The sequence below is a fragment of the Mesorhizobium sp. BR1-1-3 genome (assembly GCF_020165455.1).
Classification (GTDB): Bacteria; Pseudomonadota; Alphaproteobacteria; order Rhizobiales; family Rhizobiaceae; genus Mesorhizobium; species Mesorhizobium ciceri.
Genome location: NZ_JAIUIC010000006.1, coordinates 144,930 through 162,947 on the forward strand (window position 1 = coordinate 144,930; position 18,018 = coordinate 162,947).

Genomic DNA, 18,018 nt, shown 5'->3' on the forward strand with positions numbered 1-18,018 from the left:
CCGCGCTCAGAGCACCGCTTCGATGAGGAACGGCCCGCGCCGTGACAGCGCACTGTCCAGCAACGCGTCGAAGCGCTCGCACGTATCGGCGCGAGCCGCCTCCACGCCCATGCCTTTGGCCAGCGATACCCAGTCGAGCGAGGGATGGTCGAGGTCGAGCATGCGCCTGGCGTTCTCGCCGATGGCGCCGACGCCGACATTCTTCATCTCGCCATGCAGGATCGCATAGGTTCGGTTGGAAAACACGATCGTCACCACGTCGAGCTTTTCCCGCGCCTGCGTCCACAATCCCTGCACCGTGTACATGCCGCTGCCGTCGGCTTCGAGATTGACCACCTTGCGGTCGGGACAGGCGATTGCCGCCCCGGTCGCCATCGGGATGCCGCCACCGATCGATCCGCCCGTGCCCATCATGTAGTCGTGCGGCGCGGCAAAGGCCGACAGCGCGAAGAAACGCCTGGCCGAGGTGACCGCTTCATCGCAGACGATCGCATCGGCCGGCAGTTTGCGCGCCACCGAAAGTGCGACGGCATCTTCCGTCAGCTTGCCGTTCGGCGTTGCCTCGTCGGGAAAAGCGGCCGCCAGCACCTTGTGTTGCGACGGCTTGATGCCAAGTTCGTCGCGAAGCGCCTCCAGCGCCGCATGCAGATCGTCGCCATGGGCGGCCAATGTCAGCACCTCGCAGCCTTCCCGGACAAGCCGTCCCGGTTTTCCCGGATAGGCGAAGAAGGCAACCGGCTCCTTTGCGCCGACCAGGATCAGAACATCGACGTCGCTCAGCACAGCCATCGCCGCATCGACCGGATAGGGGATGCGGGTCGGCGCGGCACGCCCGCGCCCGCGTTGCATCCGTGCGATCAGAACCTCGCCGAACAGCCGGACGTCGCTGCCCGTCGAGATCTGCCCGGCGATGGCGAGCGCATCGGCGCGCGCGGCCTTTCCGCGAACGATCATGCCGGCCCGGCCCGGAGCGGCACGGATCGCCGCGGCGATCTTGCGTACCGCGTCCATATCGACGGCCGGCGTCGGCGCCAACGTCACCTTGCCGGGCAAAACCGCCTCGACTTCGCCCCAGGCGGCATCCGCCGGCAGGATCAGGGTCGCGACGCCGGGTGGTGTCAGCGAGGCGCGAAAGGCCGCTTCAGCTGCCGGCACGACATCGGCCGGACCCTTGACGCGGCCGACCCAGTTGGACATCGGCGCCGCAAGGCTCTCGATATCGCTGGTGAGTGGGGCATCGAGCGGCAGATGGTAAGAGGCGTGGTCGCCGACGATGTTGATCATCGGGCTGAAGGCACGCCGGGCATTGTGCATGTTGGCCAGCCCATTGGCCAGGCCGGGACCGGTATGCAGCAGCGTCGCGGCCGGCCGATCGGTCATCCGCGCATAGCCATCGGCGGCACCCGTCACCACGCCTTCGAACAGCCCGAGCACGCAACGCATTTTCGGCTTGCGGTCAAGCGCTGCAACGAAGTGCATTTCGGAGGTGCCGGGATTGGCGAAGCAGACCGTCACATCATTGGCCAGAAGCACGTCACACAGGACATCGGCGCCGTTCATGCAATTCCCTCCCGCTCAAGATCGCAGAGCAGTTGCACCCGCGAGCACCCGCAGCAATGTCCTGCCGCTACTTTTGATCTAATCCAGTGCCGTATAGATCAGCCAACCGTCGATTTCAGGAATGCCAGCGCGGCCGCGGTCAACGCGTCGCCGTCCTCGCCGAAATCGCGATTGATCGACATATGCGTATAGGCGCTGCCGTCGAACAGCGTAACCTTGGTGCCCGTCGAGCGCAGGCGCTCGGCAAAGGCCTTGGAGTCCTCGCTCCGGCCCGATGCCCGCGAATAGGCGATGAAAGTCGGCGGGTGCTTGCGGCCGTCGACATAGCTGGCCGGCGAAAGTGCCGCCCATTGCGCGGGATCGGAAAAGACGCGGGCATAGGCCCGGACCATACCGCCATTCTTGGCAAGTGCTGCAAGATCATAGGCCCTGGTGTCGTCGAGGATGAGCGCGGCTATGCCCGGCAATCCGCCGCGCATGCCGGTCAGCGCAACCAGATGGCAGCCGGCCGAATGGCCCATGCCGACGATGCGGTTAGGATCGCCGCCATGCCGGGCGATATTGGCCCTGATGTAGGCATAGGCCTTTTCGACGTCACCAGCCTGGGTGGCGACATTGGCCTGCGGCAGCATGCGGTAATCGATGGAGACGAAGCAGAAGCCGTTGGCGAGCAGGAAGGCCGGTTTGGCGTCCACCTGACTGCGTTTGCCAAACTGCCAGGTGCCGCCATGAACGAAAAACACGACCGGCAGGCCGATTGCACCATCGGGCGCGTAGATGTCGAGCTTGGCCGGCCCGTAGTCGAAGGTTTCTGGCGTGGGCCGGCGTGTTTTCCACGCGGCCGACGCTTCCAACGGCAGCATCGCCGCCATGGAGGCCATGATCAGGCTTCGTCGATCGATCATCATTGTCTCCTGGCAAGGCAAGACTGCACGCGGCCGCCCCAGCCGTCCAGTCAGGGGTTCGCAACACACCCGCTACCCGCGCTGAATACGGCTCCGCAACGAGCGCTTTGGTCTCGCGGAGTAGCCTCAATCCTTAAGATCGCGGCCACCTCTTCACATGAAGGGAACAAACGGTGCCCCCCGGCAGTTGAATGCGTGGTGAGCCGAATGGAAGCCACAGCGGCTCCGAGGGCAAAAGCATCATGCGAGAGAACCAGTCTGACGTCTTCGATCTCTTTTCGGAAATTTACACCAACGCGGCGCAGGAAGAGATCAGCATCCAGCAATATCTCCTTGCCTGCCGCGAGGACAAGTCGATGTATGCCTCGGCGCCTGAACGGATGGTCGAGGCGATCGGCGAGCCGAACCTGGTCGACACCAGCAAGGATGAGCGGCTCGGCCGTATTTTCTCCAACCGGACCCTGAAAGTGTACCCCTCCTTCGCCGATTTCTACGGCATGGAGGATACAATCGAGCGCATCGCCGGCTATTTTCGCTATGCGTCCCAGGGGCTCGAGGAGCGCAAGCAAATCCTCTATTTGCTCGGCCCGGTGGGCGGCGGCAAATCCTCCCTTGCCGAGCGGCTGAAGAAGTTGATGGAACAGCGTCCGATCTACACGCTGAAGGTCGGCAACCAGGTCAGCCCGGTTTTCGAATCGCCGCTTGGCCTTTTCCATCCCGATCGCATGGGCGACCTGCTGGAGGATAAATACGGCATTGCCCGGCGCCGCTTGAACGGGCTCATTTCGCCATGGGCGGCCAAGCGGCTCGACGAACTTTCCGGCGACATTTCCAAGTTCAGCGTCGTCAAGCTGATGCCGTCGCGACTGCGCCAGATCGGCATCGCCAAGACCGAGCCCGGCGACGAGAACAATCAGGACGTTTCGGCCCTGGTCGGCAAGGTCGACATCCGGCAATTGGAAAACTTCAGCCAATCCGATCCGGACGCCTATTCCTATAGTGGCGGACTGAACCGGACCACCCAGGGCCTGCTTGAATTCGTCGAAATGTTCAAGGCGCCTATCAAGGTCCTGCATCCGCTGCTGACCGCCACCCAGGAAGGCAGCTACAACGGCACCGAAAATTTCGGCGCCTTTCCCTACCAGGGGATCATCGTGGCCCATTCCAACGAGTCGGAATGGCTGCAGTTCAAGAACAACAAGAACAATGAGGCTTTTCTCGATCGCATCCTCGTCGTCAAGGTGCCGTATTGCCTGCGGATAACCGAAGAGCGGCAGATCTACGAGAAACTGCTGCGGGAGAGCGAATTGGCCGCCAGTCCCTGCGCTCCAGAGGTGCTGGACATCCTCAGCCGGTTTACCGTCTCGACCCGCTTGGCCGAGCACGACAATTCGCCGCTCTACACCAAGATGCGCGCCTATGATGGCGAGAACCTCAAGGAAGTCGACCCCAAGGCAAAGTCGGTTCAGGAATATCGGGACGCCGCCGGCGTCGATGAGGGCATGGCAGGCGTCAGCACGCGCTTTGCCTTCAAGATCCTGTCGCAGACCTTCAACTACGACACCGAAGAGGTGGCCGCCGACCCCGTGCATCTCATGTACATCCTGGAGGAGGCAATCAAGCGCGAACAGTTTCCGAAGGAGACGGAAGCCGCCTATCTGGAGTTCATCAAGTCCGAGCTGGCCGCGCGGTATGCCGAATTCATCGGCCATGAGATCCAGAAAGCCTATCTGGAATCCTACAGCGAGTACGGCCAGAACCTTTTCGACCGCTACATCGCCTATGCCGACGCTTGGATCGAAGACCAGGACTACAAGGATCCCGACACAGGCCAGATCCTCAACCGCGAGGTTTTGGACAACGAGCTTTCACAGGTCGAAAAACCGGCCGGCATCGCCAATCCCAAGGACTTCCGCAATGAGGTGGTGAAATTCACCCTGCGCGCCCGTGCAAGAAACCATGGCCGCAACCCGGCGTGGACAAGTTACGAAAAGCTGCGGGAAGTCATCGAAAAACGCATGTTCGGCCAGGTCGAGGACCTCCTGCCGGTGATCAGTTTCGGCTCCAAGCAGGACAGTGTCACGGAAAAGCGGCACAATGAATTCGTGCAGCGGATGGTCGAGCGCGGCTACACCGAGCGGCAGGTGCGTCGCCTTGTGGACTGGTACATGCGGGTGAACAGGGCGGGTTAGAGAACCCGGATGGTTCCATGCCGATCTTCATCGACCGCCGCCTGAACCCGAAAGACAAAAGCCTCGGCAATCGCCAGCGCTTCCTGCGACGCGCGCGCGAGGAATTGAAACGCAGCATACGCGATCAGATCCGCACCGGCAGGATCGCCGACGCGGATTCCGAGCATGCCGTGCGCATGCCCGAAAGAGGCACAAGCGAGCCGAGCTTCAACAACGCCCGCGACAGCGGCAGGCGCCAGCACATCTTGCCGGGCAACAGGCATTTCTCCGCTGGAGACCTGATCCCCAAACCCGGCGGGGGCGGCGGGGGAGCATCGTCGCCGGGAAACAAGGCATCTGAAGACGACTTTCGTTTCGTGCTGTCGCGCGAGGAAGTGCTCGATCTTTTCTTCGAGGATCTCGAGCTCCCGGACATGGTCAAGCTCAACCTCAAGGAGATCCTTGCCTTCAAGCCGCGCAGAGCCGGCTTCGCCGCCACAGGTTCGCCGACCAACATCAATGTTGGCCGCACAATGCGCAACAGCCACGGCCGCCGCATTGCGCTGAGGCGCCCCAAGCAGGTCGAACTGGATGCGATCCTCGAGGAAATCGCCTCGCTCGAGTCGACGCCATCCAGCGCCGACGCGCGCCAGCGTATTGCGGCATTGCGCGAAGAACTCGACCGGCTGGAACGCCGCCGCCGCCGGATTGCCTATGTCGATCCGGTCGACATCCGCTTCAACCGCTTCGATTCCCGGCCGGTGCCGAACGCCAATGCCGTCATGTTCTGTCTTATGGACGTGTCCGGGTCCATGGGCGAGCGCGAGAAGGATCTGGCCAAGCGCTTCTTCGTCTTGCTGCACCTGTTCTTGAAACGGCGCTACGACCGCATCGAGATTGTCTTCATCCGCCACACGCACCTGGCTCAGGAGGTCGACGAGGAAACATTTTTCTACAACACCCAAAGCGGCGGCACCGTCGTTTCCACCGCGCTGGAGGAAATGCACCGTATTATCACCAGCCGCTACCCGGCCCATGACTGGAACATCTATGCCGCCCAGGCCTCGGACGGCGACAATTTCGCCGGCGATTCGGAGCGATGCATTTCGCTGCTCAATGGCGAGCTCATGCGGCTGTGCCAGTATTTTGCGTATGTCGAGATCATCGACGAGCGTGAAGCTCATATTTTCGGCTCGACAGAAAACGGGACATCGCTGTGGCGTGCCTACAACTCCATCGACCAGAAATGGCCGAACTTCCAGATGAGCCGCATCGCCACACCCGCCGATATCTATCCGGTTTTTCGCCAGCTCTTCGGCAGGCAACCGGCCGCCCTCAAGAGGGCATGAGGGTTCCCGATGGCCAGACAAGCGAGCAAATCCAGCCTGCTTTTTTCAGGGTCCGACTGGGATTTCAAAACATTGTCGCGGGCCTATGACGCTATCGAGGCACTTGCGGTCGAAGAGCTTCATCTGGACACCTATCCCGTTCAGATGGAGATCATCTCGTCGCAGCAGATGCTCGACGCCTATTCGTCCATCGGCATGCCATTGATGTACCGTCACTGGTCTTTCGGCAAACATTTCCTCCACCAGGATCTGCTCTATCGCAAGGGCGGGCGGGGGCTTGCCTATGAACTGGTCATCAATTCCAATCCCTGCATCGTCTATTTGATGGAGGAAAACACCATGGCCCTGCAGGCCCTGGTGACGGCCCACGCAGCGCTCGGGCACAATCATTTCTTCAAGAACAATCAGCTGTTCAAACAGTGGACGGATGCGGGTGCGATCCTCAGCTACCTGGACTTCGCCAAGGGCTACATAGTCCGCTGCGAGGAGCGGCACGGCCTCGCCGCCGTCGAGGCTGTTCTCGATTCCGCCCACGCGCTGATGGATCAGGGCGTGTTTCGCTATCACCGGCCGCCGAGGTTGTCGTCGGAACGGCAACGCGAAGGAATTCGCGAGCGTCTCGAATACGAGGAGCGCTCCTACAACGACTTGTGGCGTACGCTGCCGGCCTCGCAGCAAGCGGCCAACGACAAGGGCCAGGACCCAGAGTGGAAGAAATCGCTCAATCTGCCCGAGGAAAACCTGCTCTATTTCCTGGAAAAGAACAGCCCAGTCCTGGAGCCCTGGCAGCGCGAGATCATCAGGATCGTTCGTGTCATCGCGCAATATTTTTACCCGCAACGGCAGACACAGGTGATGAACGAAGGTTGTGCCACTTTCGTGCACTATACGCTGATGAACATGCTGTTCGACCGCGGCCAGATCAGCGAAGGCGCCATGCTCGAAATCCTGCGCAATCATTCCAACGTGGTCTTCCAGCCGGCCTTCGACGATCCGCGTTTTTCAGGCATCAACCCCTATGCTCTCGGCCTCGACATGATGCAGGACATTCAGCGCATCTCGACCAAACCCACGGCCGAGGACCGCGATTGGTTCCCCGACATGGCCGGCCAGGGCAACTGGCGCGAGGTCCTGCTGGACGCCTGGGCCGAGCATCGCGACGAATCCTTCATCCGCCAGTACCTCAGCCCGGCCTTGATCCGGAAATGGCGGTTTTTTGTGCTCGGCGACGCTGCCGACCAGCCGCATTGCCTGGTCGCGTCCATCCACGATGAGCGCGGCTACGCCAAGATACGCGCCGCGCTCGCCAACAGTTATGATCTCGGCGCGAACCGGCCGGACATTCAGGTGGTGGATGTCGATCTGCTCGGCGACCGCCATTTGCGGCTGCAGCACAAGGTCAATGACGGCATCCTTCTCGAGGATGCCAGCCGCGACGCCACGCTTCGTCACATCCGCAGGCTTTGGGGTTATGAAGTCAGCCTGGCGGCCATGGATGCCGAGACCGGCGCGACGATCCACGAACGCTCGACGAGCCAGATCGCGGGATGACGGCACCCGGTCTCCCGGCGCACATCAGGCGTCGCCGGCTGGCCTGATCCTCAGCCTTGCGATCCGGTTCTTGTCGCGTTTCATGACGATGAAGCGCTTGCCGTGGAACGTAAAAGCCTGCTTCTCCTCGGGGATCGATTGCGTCTCGTGGATGACGAGGCCGGCAATGGTGGTTGCCTCCTCATCCGGCAGGTTCCAGTCGAGAGCCCGGTTGAGGTCACGGATCGGCACCGTACCGTCGACGACCACGGAGCCGTCGGCCTCCTGCTTGACGCCCTGTATGTCGACATCGTGCTCGTCGGCGATCTCGCCGACGATCTCCTCGATAATGTCCTCCAGCGTCACCAGCCCTTCGACCTCGCCATATTCGTCGACGACGACGGCGAAATGCGCCTTGCGGCGAAGGAAGGCGTTGAGCTGTTCCTGCAAGGTCGTGGTGTCGGGCACGAACCAGGGTTTCGAAGCGATCTTCATCACGTCGATCCTGGAGAAATCGTTGCCGACTTCGTTCAAGGCGCGCAGCAGATCCTTTGCATGCAGCACGCCGACGATGTTGTCGAGCGAGCCTTTCCACAGCGGCATGCGGGTGTGCGGGCTTTGCAAAATCTCGCGCACCACCGCTTCCGGCGCATTGTCGGCATTGACCGAGCGCATGTTGGTGCGGTGGACCATGATGTCGGAGACTTCGAGCTCGGCGAGATCGAACAGGCCGCCGACGCGGTCGCGATCCTCGCGCACCACCTGGCCGTCGCGGCGGAAATCGTCGACCGCGCCGCGCAATTCGTCCTGGCTGGAGCGCTGCGGCTCGATGCGCGAAAGCTCGTACCCGAACATGGCAAGCAGGCGCGTGCGCACGGCAACGAGCAGCACGATGAGGATGGCAAGGACGGCGACAACGATCCAGCCGGGCTCGTTCATCTCCGGTCGCTTTCCTTTGGGTGGTTCTCCCTCAGAAACGACAGCACTTCCGATGCCGGAACATCCTTGGCAATGAAAGCCTGGCCGACGCCGCGCGTCAGGATGAAGGTCAGCGCGCCGCGCGACACCTTCTTGTCCTGGGTGATGAAGGCAAGCAGCGCCTCGGCGTCAGGCAGATCGCCCGGGATGTCGGCTATTCGCCAGGGCAGGCCGACGGCGCGCAGATGCGCCTCGACGCGCGCGGCATCGTCGGGGCTGGCCAGATTGAGCCGCGACGAGAACCGGTAGGCCAGCGCCATGCCGATGGCGACCCCTTCGCCATGGACGAGGCGGCTTCCGTCATATTGGGTGGCGGCTTCCAGCGCGTGGCCGAATGTGTGGCCGAGATTGAGCAGCGCGCGGTCGCCGCTCTCGAACTCGTCACGCGCAACCACGTCGGCCTTGGCGCGGCAGGCTTCGGCAATCGCCTGCGCCCTCTCCGGCCCGCCGGCAAAAACCTGGACCCAATTCTTTTCCAGCCAGGCGAAAAATTCCGGCCGGTCGATGAGCCCGTATTTGGCGAGCTCGGCATAGCCGGCGCGGAATTCCCGGATCGGCAGCGTGTCGAGCACCCCTGTGTCGGCCAACACCAGTTTCGGCTGATGGAAGACGCCGACAAGGTTCTTGCCGCGTGGGCTGTTGATGCCGGTCTTGCCGCCGACCGAGGAATCGACCTGCGCCAGCAGCGAGGTCGGAATCTGCACGAAATTCATGCCGCGCCGCACGATGCCGGCGGCAAAGCCGGCAAGGTCGCCAATAACACCGCCGCCGAAGGCGATGACGATGTCGCCGCGCTCCAGTTTCGCAGCCAGCACACCGTCGACCACCTCTTCGAGATGGGCAAAACTCTTGGTCTTCTCGCCAGGCGGCAGGGTGATGATGGCGGGCTGGATGCCACCCGTTTCGAGGCCTGCCTTCAGCGCATCGAGATGCGCTGCCGCGACATTGGCGTCGGTGACGACCGCGGCGCGTGTGCCCGGCAGCCGGCGCGCAATCTCCGCACCCGCGCGGGCCAACAACCCCGAGCCGATCAGAATCTCGTAGGTCCGGTCGCCAAGGCCTACTTCGACGACAACGGGTGCCTCGATGCTCACTGTTCCACCTCGCCCGTCGCAGCCGCCTGATCAATGCCGAAATGCCGGCACAGCGCGTCCACCACCTCGGTAGCGATGACTTCCTTGCGGTCGTCGCGGGTCGGCACTGTGACGTCCGATGTCGCGTAGACCGGATAGCGCTCGCCCATCAGCCGCTCCAGCACGGCGCGCGGGTCGGCGCTTTTCAGGAGCGGCCGGTTCTGTTTCTTGGCGACGCGATCCATCAGAAGGTCGAGTTCGGCCTTCAGCCACACCGAGACGCCCTGCGCTGCAATCGCCTCGCGCGTCTGCGCATTCATGAAGGCGCCGCCGCCGGTCGACAGCACCTGCGGCCCGTTTTCCAGCACGCGCAGGATGACGCGCTGCTCCAGCGCCCTGAATTCGGTCTCGCCGTAGCGCTCGAACAGTTCCGGAACGGTCATGCGCGAGACGCTTTCGATCTCCTGGTCGCTGTCTATGAAGGGCAGCGCCAGCATCGTCGCCACCTTGCGGCCGATCGCCGTCTTGCCGGCGCCCATCAGTCCGACGAAGACGACGGAACGGCTGCCCAGCCTGCCGAGCAACGCGGCGTGGTTCTCGTCTGGAGGATTTGCTGGCAGCGCGTTCATCGGATGTTTCGAAGGCCCTCTTTGCCGGCGTATCGACATGAAAAGCCCGTTTGCGTCAAGCGTGGCAAGTGCCTTGAACCCGATATGGACCGGCAGGCTCTGCATCAGAAGTTGCTAACAGGCCCCAGCTTCTTCCTTGAATTGGCCGGATTGGCGTCCCATAAGGGGACAGGGTTTGGAAACGCAGAACAAGAAGACGGGCGAAAATTGATGCCGACACTGTTTCGCTTTGTCGTGGTAACGGCGATTCTGGCTGGCATTGCCTATGGTACGATGTTCGCACTGGTGATGTTCGTCGAGCCAAAGAAGGGGGAAATGAGCGTGCGCATCCCTCCGGAAAAGCTCAATCCCAAGAAAAGCTGAATGAACAGCGCGGCCCGCATCGAAGCCTTTCTGGAAATGATGAGCGCCGAGCGGGGCGCGGCCGAAAACACGCTTTCCTCCTACCGCCGCGACCTCGAGGACGCTTCCGGCGCGATCGATGGCGGGCTGGCCGGTGCCGCCGCCGCCGATATCCGCGCCTATCTCGACGACATTGCCGCCCGCGGCTTTGCCGCCACGTCGCAGGCGCGCAAACTGTCGGCGATCCGCCAGTTCTTCAAATTCCTCTACGCCGAAGGCCTGCGCGGCGATGACCCGACCGGCACGCTGGACAGCCCGAAAAAGGGCCGCCCGCTGCCCAAGACGATGAGCGAGGCCGACACCGGCCGGCTGATCGACCGTGCAGCAATTGAAGCCGGCGATGTCTCGTCGGGCGATGGGGACAGCCTGGCATCACTGCGCCTGCATGCGCTGGTCGAGGTGCTTTACGCCACCGGCCTGCGCGTTTCCGAGCTGGTCGGCTTGCCGGTGACGGTGGCGCAACGCGACGACCGCTTCTTCATGGTGCGCGGCAAGGGCGACAAGGAGCGCATGGTGCCGCTCTCCGCCAAGGCACGCGCGGCGATGAAGACCTGGCTTGCCGCCCGCGCCAAGGTGCCAGCCTTGGCCGACAGTCCGTTCCTGTTTCCGGCCGCCTCCGACAGCGGCTATCTCTCGCGCCAGGTCTTCGCGCGTGACCTGAAAGGGCTGGCGGCAAGGGCCGGCATTGCCTCGGCGAAGATCTCGCCGCACGTGCTGCGCCATGCTTTCGCCAGCCATCTCCTGCAGAACGGCGCCGATCTGCGGGCCGTGCAGCAATTGCTTGGCCATGCCGACATATCGACGACACAGATTTACACCCATGTGCTGGAAGAGCGGCTGGTGCGGCTGGTCAACGATCATCATCCGCTTGCCGACTAGGCCTCATATCGCTATGTGAGGACGACATTTCACCGCCCGGAGCCTTGGATTCAAGGGTTCCGTCAGCCACTGCCTTCCGACGTATCGGTCCGCTCACGCATGTATAATTACCTCGATTTCGAAAAGCCGGTGCAGGACCTCGAGGGCAAGATCCTCGAGCTGAAGAAGCTTGCCGAGAATGGCGAGGCGGTCGATGTCGGCGACGAGATCAACCGTCTCGAGAAGCGCTCCCGCGACGCATTGCGCGATGCCTACAAGGCGCTGACGCCTTGGCAGAAGGTGCAGGTGGCGCGCCATCCCGACAGGCCGCATTGCGTCGACTACATCAAGGGCCTGTTCACCGATTTCACGCCGCTGGCCGGCGACCGCAATTTCGGTGAGGACCAGGCGATCGTCGGCGGTTTCGCCCGTTTCCGCGGCGAACCCATTGCCATCATCGGCCAGGAAAAAGGTTCCGACACAGCCAGCCGCCTGAAGCACAATTTCGGCTCGGTTCGGCCGGAGGGCTACCGCAAGGCGGTACGGCTGATGGAACTGGCCGACCGCTTCAAGATCCCGCTCCTGACGCTGGTCGACACGGCCGGCGCCTATCCCGGAGTCAACGCCGAGGAGCGCGGCCAGGCGGAGGCTATCGCCCGTTCAACCTCGACCTGTCTCGGCCTGAAAGTACCGTCGATCTCGGTGGTCATCGGCGAAGGCGGTTCGGGCGGCGCCATTGCCATCGCCACCGCCAACCGCGTCTACATGCTCGAACACGCCATCTATTCGGTGATTTCGCCGGAAGGTGCCGCCTCGATCCTGTGGCGCGACACGACACGATCGAAGGACGCGGCGACCAACATGAAGATCACCGCGCAGGATCTTCTGGAACTGAAGATCATCGACGCCATCATCCCCGAGCCGCTCGGCGGTGCGCATCGCGGCGCCGAAACCGTGATCGCCGCGACCGGAGACCTCATCGCCAGGACGATGAAGGACTTCGCCGGCGCCAACACCGATTTCCGCGAACAGCGCCGCGAAAAATACCTGGCCATGGGCCGCAGTCTCTGACCACAGGCACCCTTGGCCGCAACAATGTGGCGGAGCGGAGCATTTTTGCCACAAAAATGCCGCTGCATTCGGCTCAATGAGACTGCCGCAGGGGGATGCGTCGGCACTTGCGGTAAGGAATTTATTAGGGTTAACGGGCTTAGGGTCCGTCGATGCGCAGTGTAGCAGCCGGGGCAGGAAACGTCCTGGCGCCAGAGAAAAGACGATATCCGTAGCCATGTTTGTCAAGCTTGCCCGCACCGGAATCCTGATCGCTGCCCTCGGCGTTGCCGGCTGCAACAATTCGTCGATGAAGGATTTTGCCCCGGAGGCCAACAAGCCGCTGCCCGACAAGATCCTCGCCGACATGAGGGCCAAGGGCATGGTCCGCACCTCGTCGGTGATGGCCCGCATCTTCAAGGAAGAAGGCAAGCTCGAGATCTGGAAGGCCAAGACCAACGGCCGCTATGACATGGTTGCCAGCTACGACATCTGCAAATGGTCGGGCAAGCTCGGGCCGAAATACACCGAAGGCGACCGCCAGGCGCCGGAAGGCTTCTACACGGTGCGCCCGGCGCAGATGAATCCGCGCTCGAACTACCATCTGTCCTTCAACATCGGCTATCCCAACGCCTATGACCGCGCCAACGGCCGCACCGGCTCCAATTTGATGGTGCACGGCGCCTGTTCGTCGTCGGGCTGCTATTCGATGACCGATGCGCAGATCGAGCAGATCTATGCCTTCGGCCGCGACGCCTTCCAGGGCGGCCAGACCGAGTTCCAGATCCAGGCGTTTCCGTTCCGCATGACCGCCGCCAACATGGCGCGCTACCGCAACGACCCGAATTACGACTTCTGGAAGATGCTCAAGGTCGGCTACGACAATTTCGAGATCACCAAGGTGCCGCCGAAGGTCGATGTCTGCGAGAAGCGTTATGTCTTCAACCAGGTAGCCGCCGACGGTCAGACATTCGATCCGACTGGCGCCTGCCCGGCGACGACGCAGCCTGATTCGCTGAAGAGCGCCTACAATTCCTACATGAGCACCTATGACGCGGCGTTCAGCGGCGCGGTCAAGGCCAGCGTGCCGGCGCCCAAGCCGACCATCGCCGGTATCAAGGAAGCCAGCATCGTCTCCGACTGGTCCAAGCGCCGCGCACGCGGCGAACGCGTACCGATCGATCCGCCGTCGCTCAACAATGACGGCTCGGTCACCGAGACGGCACGCATGGGCCGCATCGATTCGCCCGCTGGCCGCAAGATGGCGGCTCTTGACGCGGAAAAAGCTGCCAAGCAGAAGGCCGAGGAGCAGAGGCTGGCTGCCATTGAGGCGGCTAAGCAAGCTAAGGAAGCCGCCAAGGCCCAGGCTCTGGCCGAAAAGGAGGCCGAGAAGGCCGCCAAGGAGGCCCCAGTCGCCACCGCGACCATCGCGGCTCCTTCGGAAACGGCGCCAATGGCTGAAACGCAAGCGGCGAGTGCCGACGAGAGTCGCGTGACGAAGCTGAAGAACAAGCTGCTCGGCATGTTCGGCGGTTGATATCGCCCGTGGCTGATCGCGCCGCTATTTATGACCTCAAGGGGCTGAACTGCCCCTTGCCCGTGCTCAAGGCCAAGAAGCGCCTGGCGGGGATGCAACCGGGCAGTCGGCTCTGGTTGGAGACCACCGACCCGCTCGCCGTCATCGACATTCCGGCATTCTGCTCCGAGAGCGGCCACCAGTTGATTGAAACGGCCGCGGTCTCCGGCGGCCATCGCTTCCTGGTCGAGCGCGGCGCGCCGTAATCGTTGGGGGCTACCGCCCGGCGATCGCCAGCGGATTGTTTTCCAGCGCCGCGCGGTCGGGCGTGTCAACCGACGGCCGGTCGGTGAAGGCGGCGAACAGCCTGCGGATATAATCTTCCGGCATGTCGAGCGTGATCAGCACCAGCCGCGTGCCACGCTGGCCATCCGGCCAGGACGGCAATTGCACCGGCGGATGCAGGATCTTCTGCACGCCATGGATCACCAGCGGCCGCGACGGGTCTTCCCTGAGCTCGATGACGCCCTTCATGCGCAGCAGGCGCTCGCCATGGGTCGAACGCAGCAGGTCGAGGAACATCTCGATCGCCGAAAACGGCACCGGGCCGTCATGCACCAGCGAATAGGAGCGCACGCGCTGATCGTGACGATGGCCGTGGTCATGGCCATGCTCGTGATCATGACCAGCATGATGGTGATGATCGTGCGCCGCTTCCTCGCCAAGCCAGCGCCGCACATCGGCGGATTTGGTTGCCGGGTTGTAGAGGCCGCAATCAAACAGCGCCGCCACGCCTGTCTCCGTGTCGCCGGCATCGAGCAGTTCGGCGCCCGGATTGATCTGCCGCAGGCGCGCCCGCAGCATTTCCAGCTCATTGGGGTCGGTGGCCAGATCGGCTTTGCTGAGCACGATGCGGTCGGCGACGGCAACCTGCTTTACCGCCTCGACATGGGCATCGAGCGTGGCGTTGCCGTTGACGGCATCGACCAAAGTGATGACGCCGTCGAGCCGGAAGGCCTGGATCAGCGCCGGATGCGCCATGATCGACTGCAGCACCGGCGCCGGGTCGGCAAGGCCGGTGGTTTCGACGATGACGCGGGCGAGCCGGGCAATGCGGCCGGTCTGCAGTCTGTCGACCAGGTCGGCCAGCGTATCGACCAGTTCGCCGCGCACCGTGCAGCACAGGCAGCCGTCCGACAGCTGGATGATGCCGTCGGAAGACTGCTCGACCAGCAAATGGTCGATCGCCACCTCGCCGAACTCGTTGATGATCACCGCGGTGTCGGCCAGCGCCGGATCCTTGAGCAGCCGGTTGAGCAGCGTCGTCTTGCCGGCGCCGAGGAAGCCGGTCAGCACCGAGACTGGGATCGGGAAGCCGCTGCCCATTGGCTAGTTCGCAACCTTGACCGGCTGGTCGCCCTGCGCGGCGGAGCCGGCAATCTTCGGGCCGGTGCCGGCCGGTGCCGGCCTGTCGGGCCGCCAGCTCGGGATCGGCACATCGGCAAATTCCTGCGCGCCCTGGTCGAGGATGGCCTTCGGCGCCGGACCGGTGGCGCCGCCAAGGCCGACGGCAACCAGCGTCGGCACATGGTCGAGCTTTTCCTGATAGGGTGATTTCGGCACGTTCTTGGCGGCGGCCGGCGGCGCCTCGGACTGCTCCTGCGGCGTCTTCTTCTTGCAGACCTCGTCCTGCATGTCGTTGGGTGAGACCGTGTCGCCATAGGGCGCCAGCGTGGTGACGGTGGCCGAGCCGGCGACAGGCGTGTCGAACCCCTGATCGAGCAGTTTTGCCGCCGTCTCGGCGCGGGTGACCGCCGACTTCTCGCCAAGCACAACCGCGACCAGCGTGCGCCCGTTGCGCGTCGCCGAACCGATCATGTTGAAGCCGGAGGGGCAGACAAAGCCGGTCTTCATGCCATCGGCACCGGGATAGCGGCCGATCAAGAGATTGTAGTTGGGGATCGCCTTCTTGCCGACGGCAAGGCCCTCGATCGAGAACCACGGCACATATTGCGGAAATTCGCGGCGGATCGCCATCACCAGCACGGCGAGGTCGCGCGCCGTCGTGTACTGATCCGGCGAATAGAGCCCGTTCGGATTGACGAAATGCGTGCCGTTCATGCCGAGCCGGGTCGCCTCGGCGTTCATCCGGTCGGCAAAGGCCGCCTGCGAACCGCCGACATTTTCGCCGACAGCCATGGCAATGTCGTTGGCCGATTTGACCAGCATCATCTTCAGCGCATTGTCGAGCCGCATCACCGAGCCCGGCTTGAAGCCCATCTTGCTTGGCGGCTCGGCGGCGGAGTGTTTGGTCACCTTGATCGGCGAATCGAGCTGTACCTCGCCGGCCGCGATCGCCCGAAAGGTGACGTAAGCGGTCATCAGCTTGCTCAGCGACGCCGGATACCAGCGCTTGAACGCATCCTGATGCTGCAGGATCTTGCCGCTGCCGAGGTCGAACACGACCACCGGATTGGCCAGCGCCGGCCCGGCCACAACCGACAGCGCGATTGTGCCAGCCGAGAATAGTTTGAGGAAATGCCTGTACCGCATGATCAAATCCGAAATCGCCTCTTGCCGTAGTCGCCCCTGGCTCCGTAAGATTTCATTACGCGATCGCCAGCATATGGTCCGACCCTCAAAAACCGGACCCCATTGTTGCGGTGCTATTTACTCTATGTGACGCCAAGATGGCAAAGTGCCTGGCGATCACAATTGCAAGGCAGCGGCCAACACCCGCCGTCCCAACAGCGAGATGGAACCATCATGCCAATCCTGAACCGTGCCGCCGAAATGCAGGACGAAGTTGCCGGCTGGCGCCAGCATCTGCACCAGACGCCAGAACTGAACTTCGACGTCTTCAAGACCGCCGCCTTCGTCACCGAAAAGCTGAAGGCCTTCGGCTGCGACGATGTGGTCACCGGGCTCGGCAAGACCGGCGTGGTCGGCATCATCCGCGGCCGCCAGGGCGAAGGCCCCACCATCGGCCTGCGCGCCGACATGGACGCGCTGCCGCTCAACGAGATATCAGGAAAGCCCTACGCCTCGACCATCCCCGGCAAGATGCATGCCTGCGGCCATGACGGCCACACGGCGATGCTGCTGGGTGCGGCCAAATACCTCGCCGAGACGCGCAACTTCACCGGTTCGGTGGCGGTGATCTTCCAGCCGGCCGAAGAGGGCGGCGGCGGCGGCAACGAGATGGTCAAGGACGGCATGATGGAGCGTTTCGACATCTCCAGGGTGTTCGGCATGCACAACATGCCGGGCCTGCCTGTCGGGCAGTTCGCCATTCGCCCGGGCCCGATCATGGCGGCGACCGCCGAATTCACCATCACCGTGCGCGGCAAGGGCGGCCACGCGGCGATGCCGCACGGCACGATCGACCCGATCGTCATCACCAGCCAACTGGTCGGCGCCTTGCAGACGATCGCCTCGCGCAGCACCGATCCGGTCGAGGCCGTGGTGGTGTCGGTGACCAAGTTCCACGCCGGCGATGCCTACAACATCATTCCCGAAACCGCCGAAATCGCCGGCACCGTGCGCACCTTGCGAAAAGAAATCGCCAAGAAGTCCGAAGAGCGCATCCGCAGCATTTGCGACGGGCTGGCGACCGCGTTCGGGGCCAGGATCGAGGTTGACTACCAGGCGAATTATCCCGTGACCTTCAACCACGCGGAAGAGACGGTGTTTGCCGGTGACGTCGCGATGAGTGTCGCTGGCGACGCCCATGTCCACCGCGGCATCCAGCCGGTGATGGGCGGCGAGGATTTCTCCTACATGCTCGAAGCCCGCCCCGGCGCCTTCATCTTCATCGGCAATGGTGATACCGCCGGCCTCCACAACCCGGCCTACGATTTCAACGACGAGGTCATCCCGCACGGCATGAGCTACTGGGTGAAACTGGCTGAAACCGCGCTGGCCGCCTGACAGCGGCAGCGCAAAGCCGGCCGAATTGCCTTCGGCCGGCCTCTTGGCGAAACGATCCGAAGCGGCT

16 protein-coding genes are annotated in these 18,018 nt (G+C 63.0%); 9 read left to right on the forward strand and 7 right to left on the reverse strand.

Annotated elements, in window-relative coordinates:
* Positions 1-6: 6 nt before the first annotated feature.
* On the reverse strand, positions 7-1,560 hold the full coding sequence (locus LB559_RS15535; RefSeq protein ID WP_224674437.1) for an acetolactate synthase large subunit: 1,554 nt from the start codon (positions 1,558-1,560) through the stop codon (positions 7-9).
* 98 nt (positions 1,561-1,658) lie between these two features.
* The gene (locus LB559_RS15540) at positions 1,659-2,465 is read right to left on the reverse strand and encodes an alpha/beta hydrolase (RefSeq protein ID WP_013529363.1); all 807 of its coding nucleotides are present in this window, start codon (positions 2,463-2,465) and stop codon (positions 1,659-1,661) included.
* A gap of 242 nt (positions 2,466-2,707) precedes the next feature.
* Here LB559_RS15540 and LB559_RS15545 point away from each other — a divergent pair, with 242 nt between their 5' ends.
* From LB559_RS15545 to LB559_RS15555, 3 genes are read left to right on the forward strand one after another with little or no spacing between them, the layout of a single operon-like run.
* Positions 2,708-4,657, forward strand: a complete 1,950-nt coding sequence (locus LB559_RS15545; RefSeq protein WP_013529362.1) for a PrkA family serine protein kinase — start codon at positions 2,708-2,710, stop codon at positions 4,655-4,657.
* A gap of 17 nt (positions 4,658-4,674) precedes the next feature.
* Complete coding sequence (locus LB559_RS15550; RefSeq protein ID WP_024503738.1) at positions 4,675-5,985, forward strand: YeaH/YhbH family protein; 1,311 nt, start codon at positions 4,675-4,677, stop codon at positions 5,983-5,985.
* 9 nt (positions 5,986-5,994) lie between these two features.
* Positions 5,995-7,536 (forward strand): SpoVR family protein, encoded by a 1,542-nt coding sequence (locus LB559_RS15555; protein ID WP_013529360.1) that lies wholly within the window; start codon positions 5,995-5,997, stop codon positions 7,534-7,536.
* A 24-nt stretch (positions 7,537-7,560) separates the two neighbouring features.
* On the opposite strand, the gene LB559_RS15560 is transcribed toward LB559_RS15555, so the two are convergent.
* From LB559_RS15560 to LB559_RS15570, 3 genes are read right to left on the reverse strand one after another with little or no spacing between them, the layout of a single operon-like run.
* Positions 7,561-8,454, reverse strand: coding sequence for an HlyC/CorC family transporter (locus LB559_RS15560; RefSeq protein WP_013529359.1), 894 nt, complete (start codon positions 8,452-8,454; stop codon positions 7,561-7,563).
* Positions 8,451-9,587 carry a 3-dehydroquinate synthase gene (gene aroB / locus LB559_RS15565; protein ID WP_224674438.1) on the reverse strand — a complete coding sequence of 379 codons (1,137 nt, stop codon included), beginning with the start codon at positions 9,585-9,587 and terminating at the stop codon, positions 8,451-8,453. Before aroB ends, LB559_RS15560 begins: the two co-directional genes overlap by 4 nt.
* Entirely contained in the window at positions 9,584-10,195 is a 612-nt protein-coding gene (locus LB559_RS15570; protein ID WP_024503735.1) for a shikimate kinase, read from the reverse strand. Before LB559_RS15570 ends, aroB begins: the two co-directional genes overlap by 4 nt.
* Before the next feature lie 210 nt (positions 10,196-10,405).
* Here LB559_RS15570 and LB559_RS15575 point away from each other — a divergent pair, with 210 nt between their 5' ends.
* The 5 genes from LB559_RS15575 to LB559_RS15595 all read left to right on the forward strand — a co-directional run bounded on the left by LB559_RS15575 (position 10,406) and on the right by LB559_RS15595 (position 14,287).
* Positions 10,406-10,558: a hypothetical protein gene (locus LB559_RS15575; RefSeq protein WP_013529356.1), complete on the forward strand. Its 153-nt coding sequence runs from the start codon at positions 10,406-10,408 to the stop codon at positions 10,556-10,558.
* Positions 10,559-11,476, forward strand: a complete 918-nt coding sequence (locus tag LB559_RS15580) for a site-specific tyrosine recombinase XerD (RefSeq protein ID WP_063169115.1) — start codon at positions 10,559-10,561, stop codon at positions 11,474-11,476.
* Between the two features lie 99 nt (positions 11,477-11,575).
* A complete protein-coding gene (locus tag LB559_RS15585; protein WP_024503734.1) occupies positions 11,576-12,526 on the forward strand; it encodes an acetyl-CoA carboxylase carboxyltransferase subunit alpha in 951 nt (316 codons plus the stop codon).
* A gap of 217 nt (positions 12,527-12,743) precedes the next feature.
* Positions 12,744-14,042 (forward strand): murein L,D-transpeptidase family protein, encoded by a 1,299-nt coding sequence (locus tag LB559_RS15590; protein WP_024503733.1) that lies wholly within the window; start codon positions 12,744-12,746, stop codon positions 14,040-14,042.
* A gap of 8 nt (positions 14,043-14,050) precedes the next feature.
* Positions 14,051-14,287: a sulfurtransferase TusA family protein gene (locus tag LB559_RS15595; protein WP_024503732.1), complete on the forward strand. Its 237-nt coding sequence runs from the start codon at positions 14,051-14,053 to the stop codon at positions 14,285-14,287.
* A gap of 10 nt (positions 14,288-14,297) precedes the next feature.
* Here the strand turns inward: LB559_RS15595 and LB559_RS15600 are convergent, their stop codons facing one another.
* Together LB559_RS15600 and LB559_RS15605 are read right to left on the reverse strand one after the other, a co-directional pair.
* Positions 14,298-15,407 (reverse strand): CobW family GTP-binding protein, encoded by a 1,110-nt coding sequence (locus LB559_RS15600; protein WP_027162928.1) that lies wholly within the window; start codon positions 15,405-15,407, stop codon positions 14,298-14,300.
* Positions 15,408-15,410: 3 nt separating this feature from the next.
* Complete coding sequence (locus LB559_RS15605; RefSeq protein ID WP_013529350.1) at positions 15,411-16,574, reverse strand: D-alanyl-D-alanine carboxypeptidase family protein; 1,164 nt, start codon at positions 16,572-16,574, stop codon at positions 15,411-15,413.
* A gap of 213 nt (positions 16,575-16,787) precedes the next feature.
* Here LB559_RS15605 and LB559_RS15610 point away from each other — a divergent pair, with 213 nt between their 5' ends.
* Complete coding sequence (locus LB559_RS15610) at positions 16,788-17,951, forward strand: M20 aminoacylase family protein (RefSeq protein ID WP_013529349.1); 1,164 nt, start codon at positions 16,788-16,790, stop codon at positions 17,949-17,951.
* The last annotated feature ends 67 nt before the right edge of the window (positions 17,952-18,018 follow it).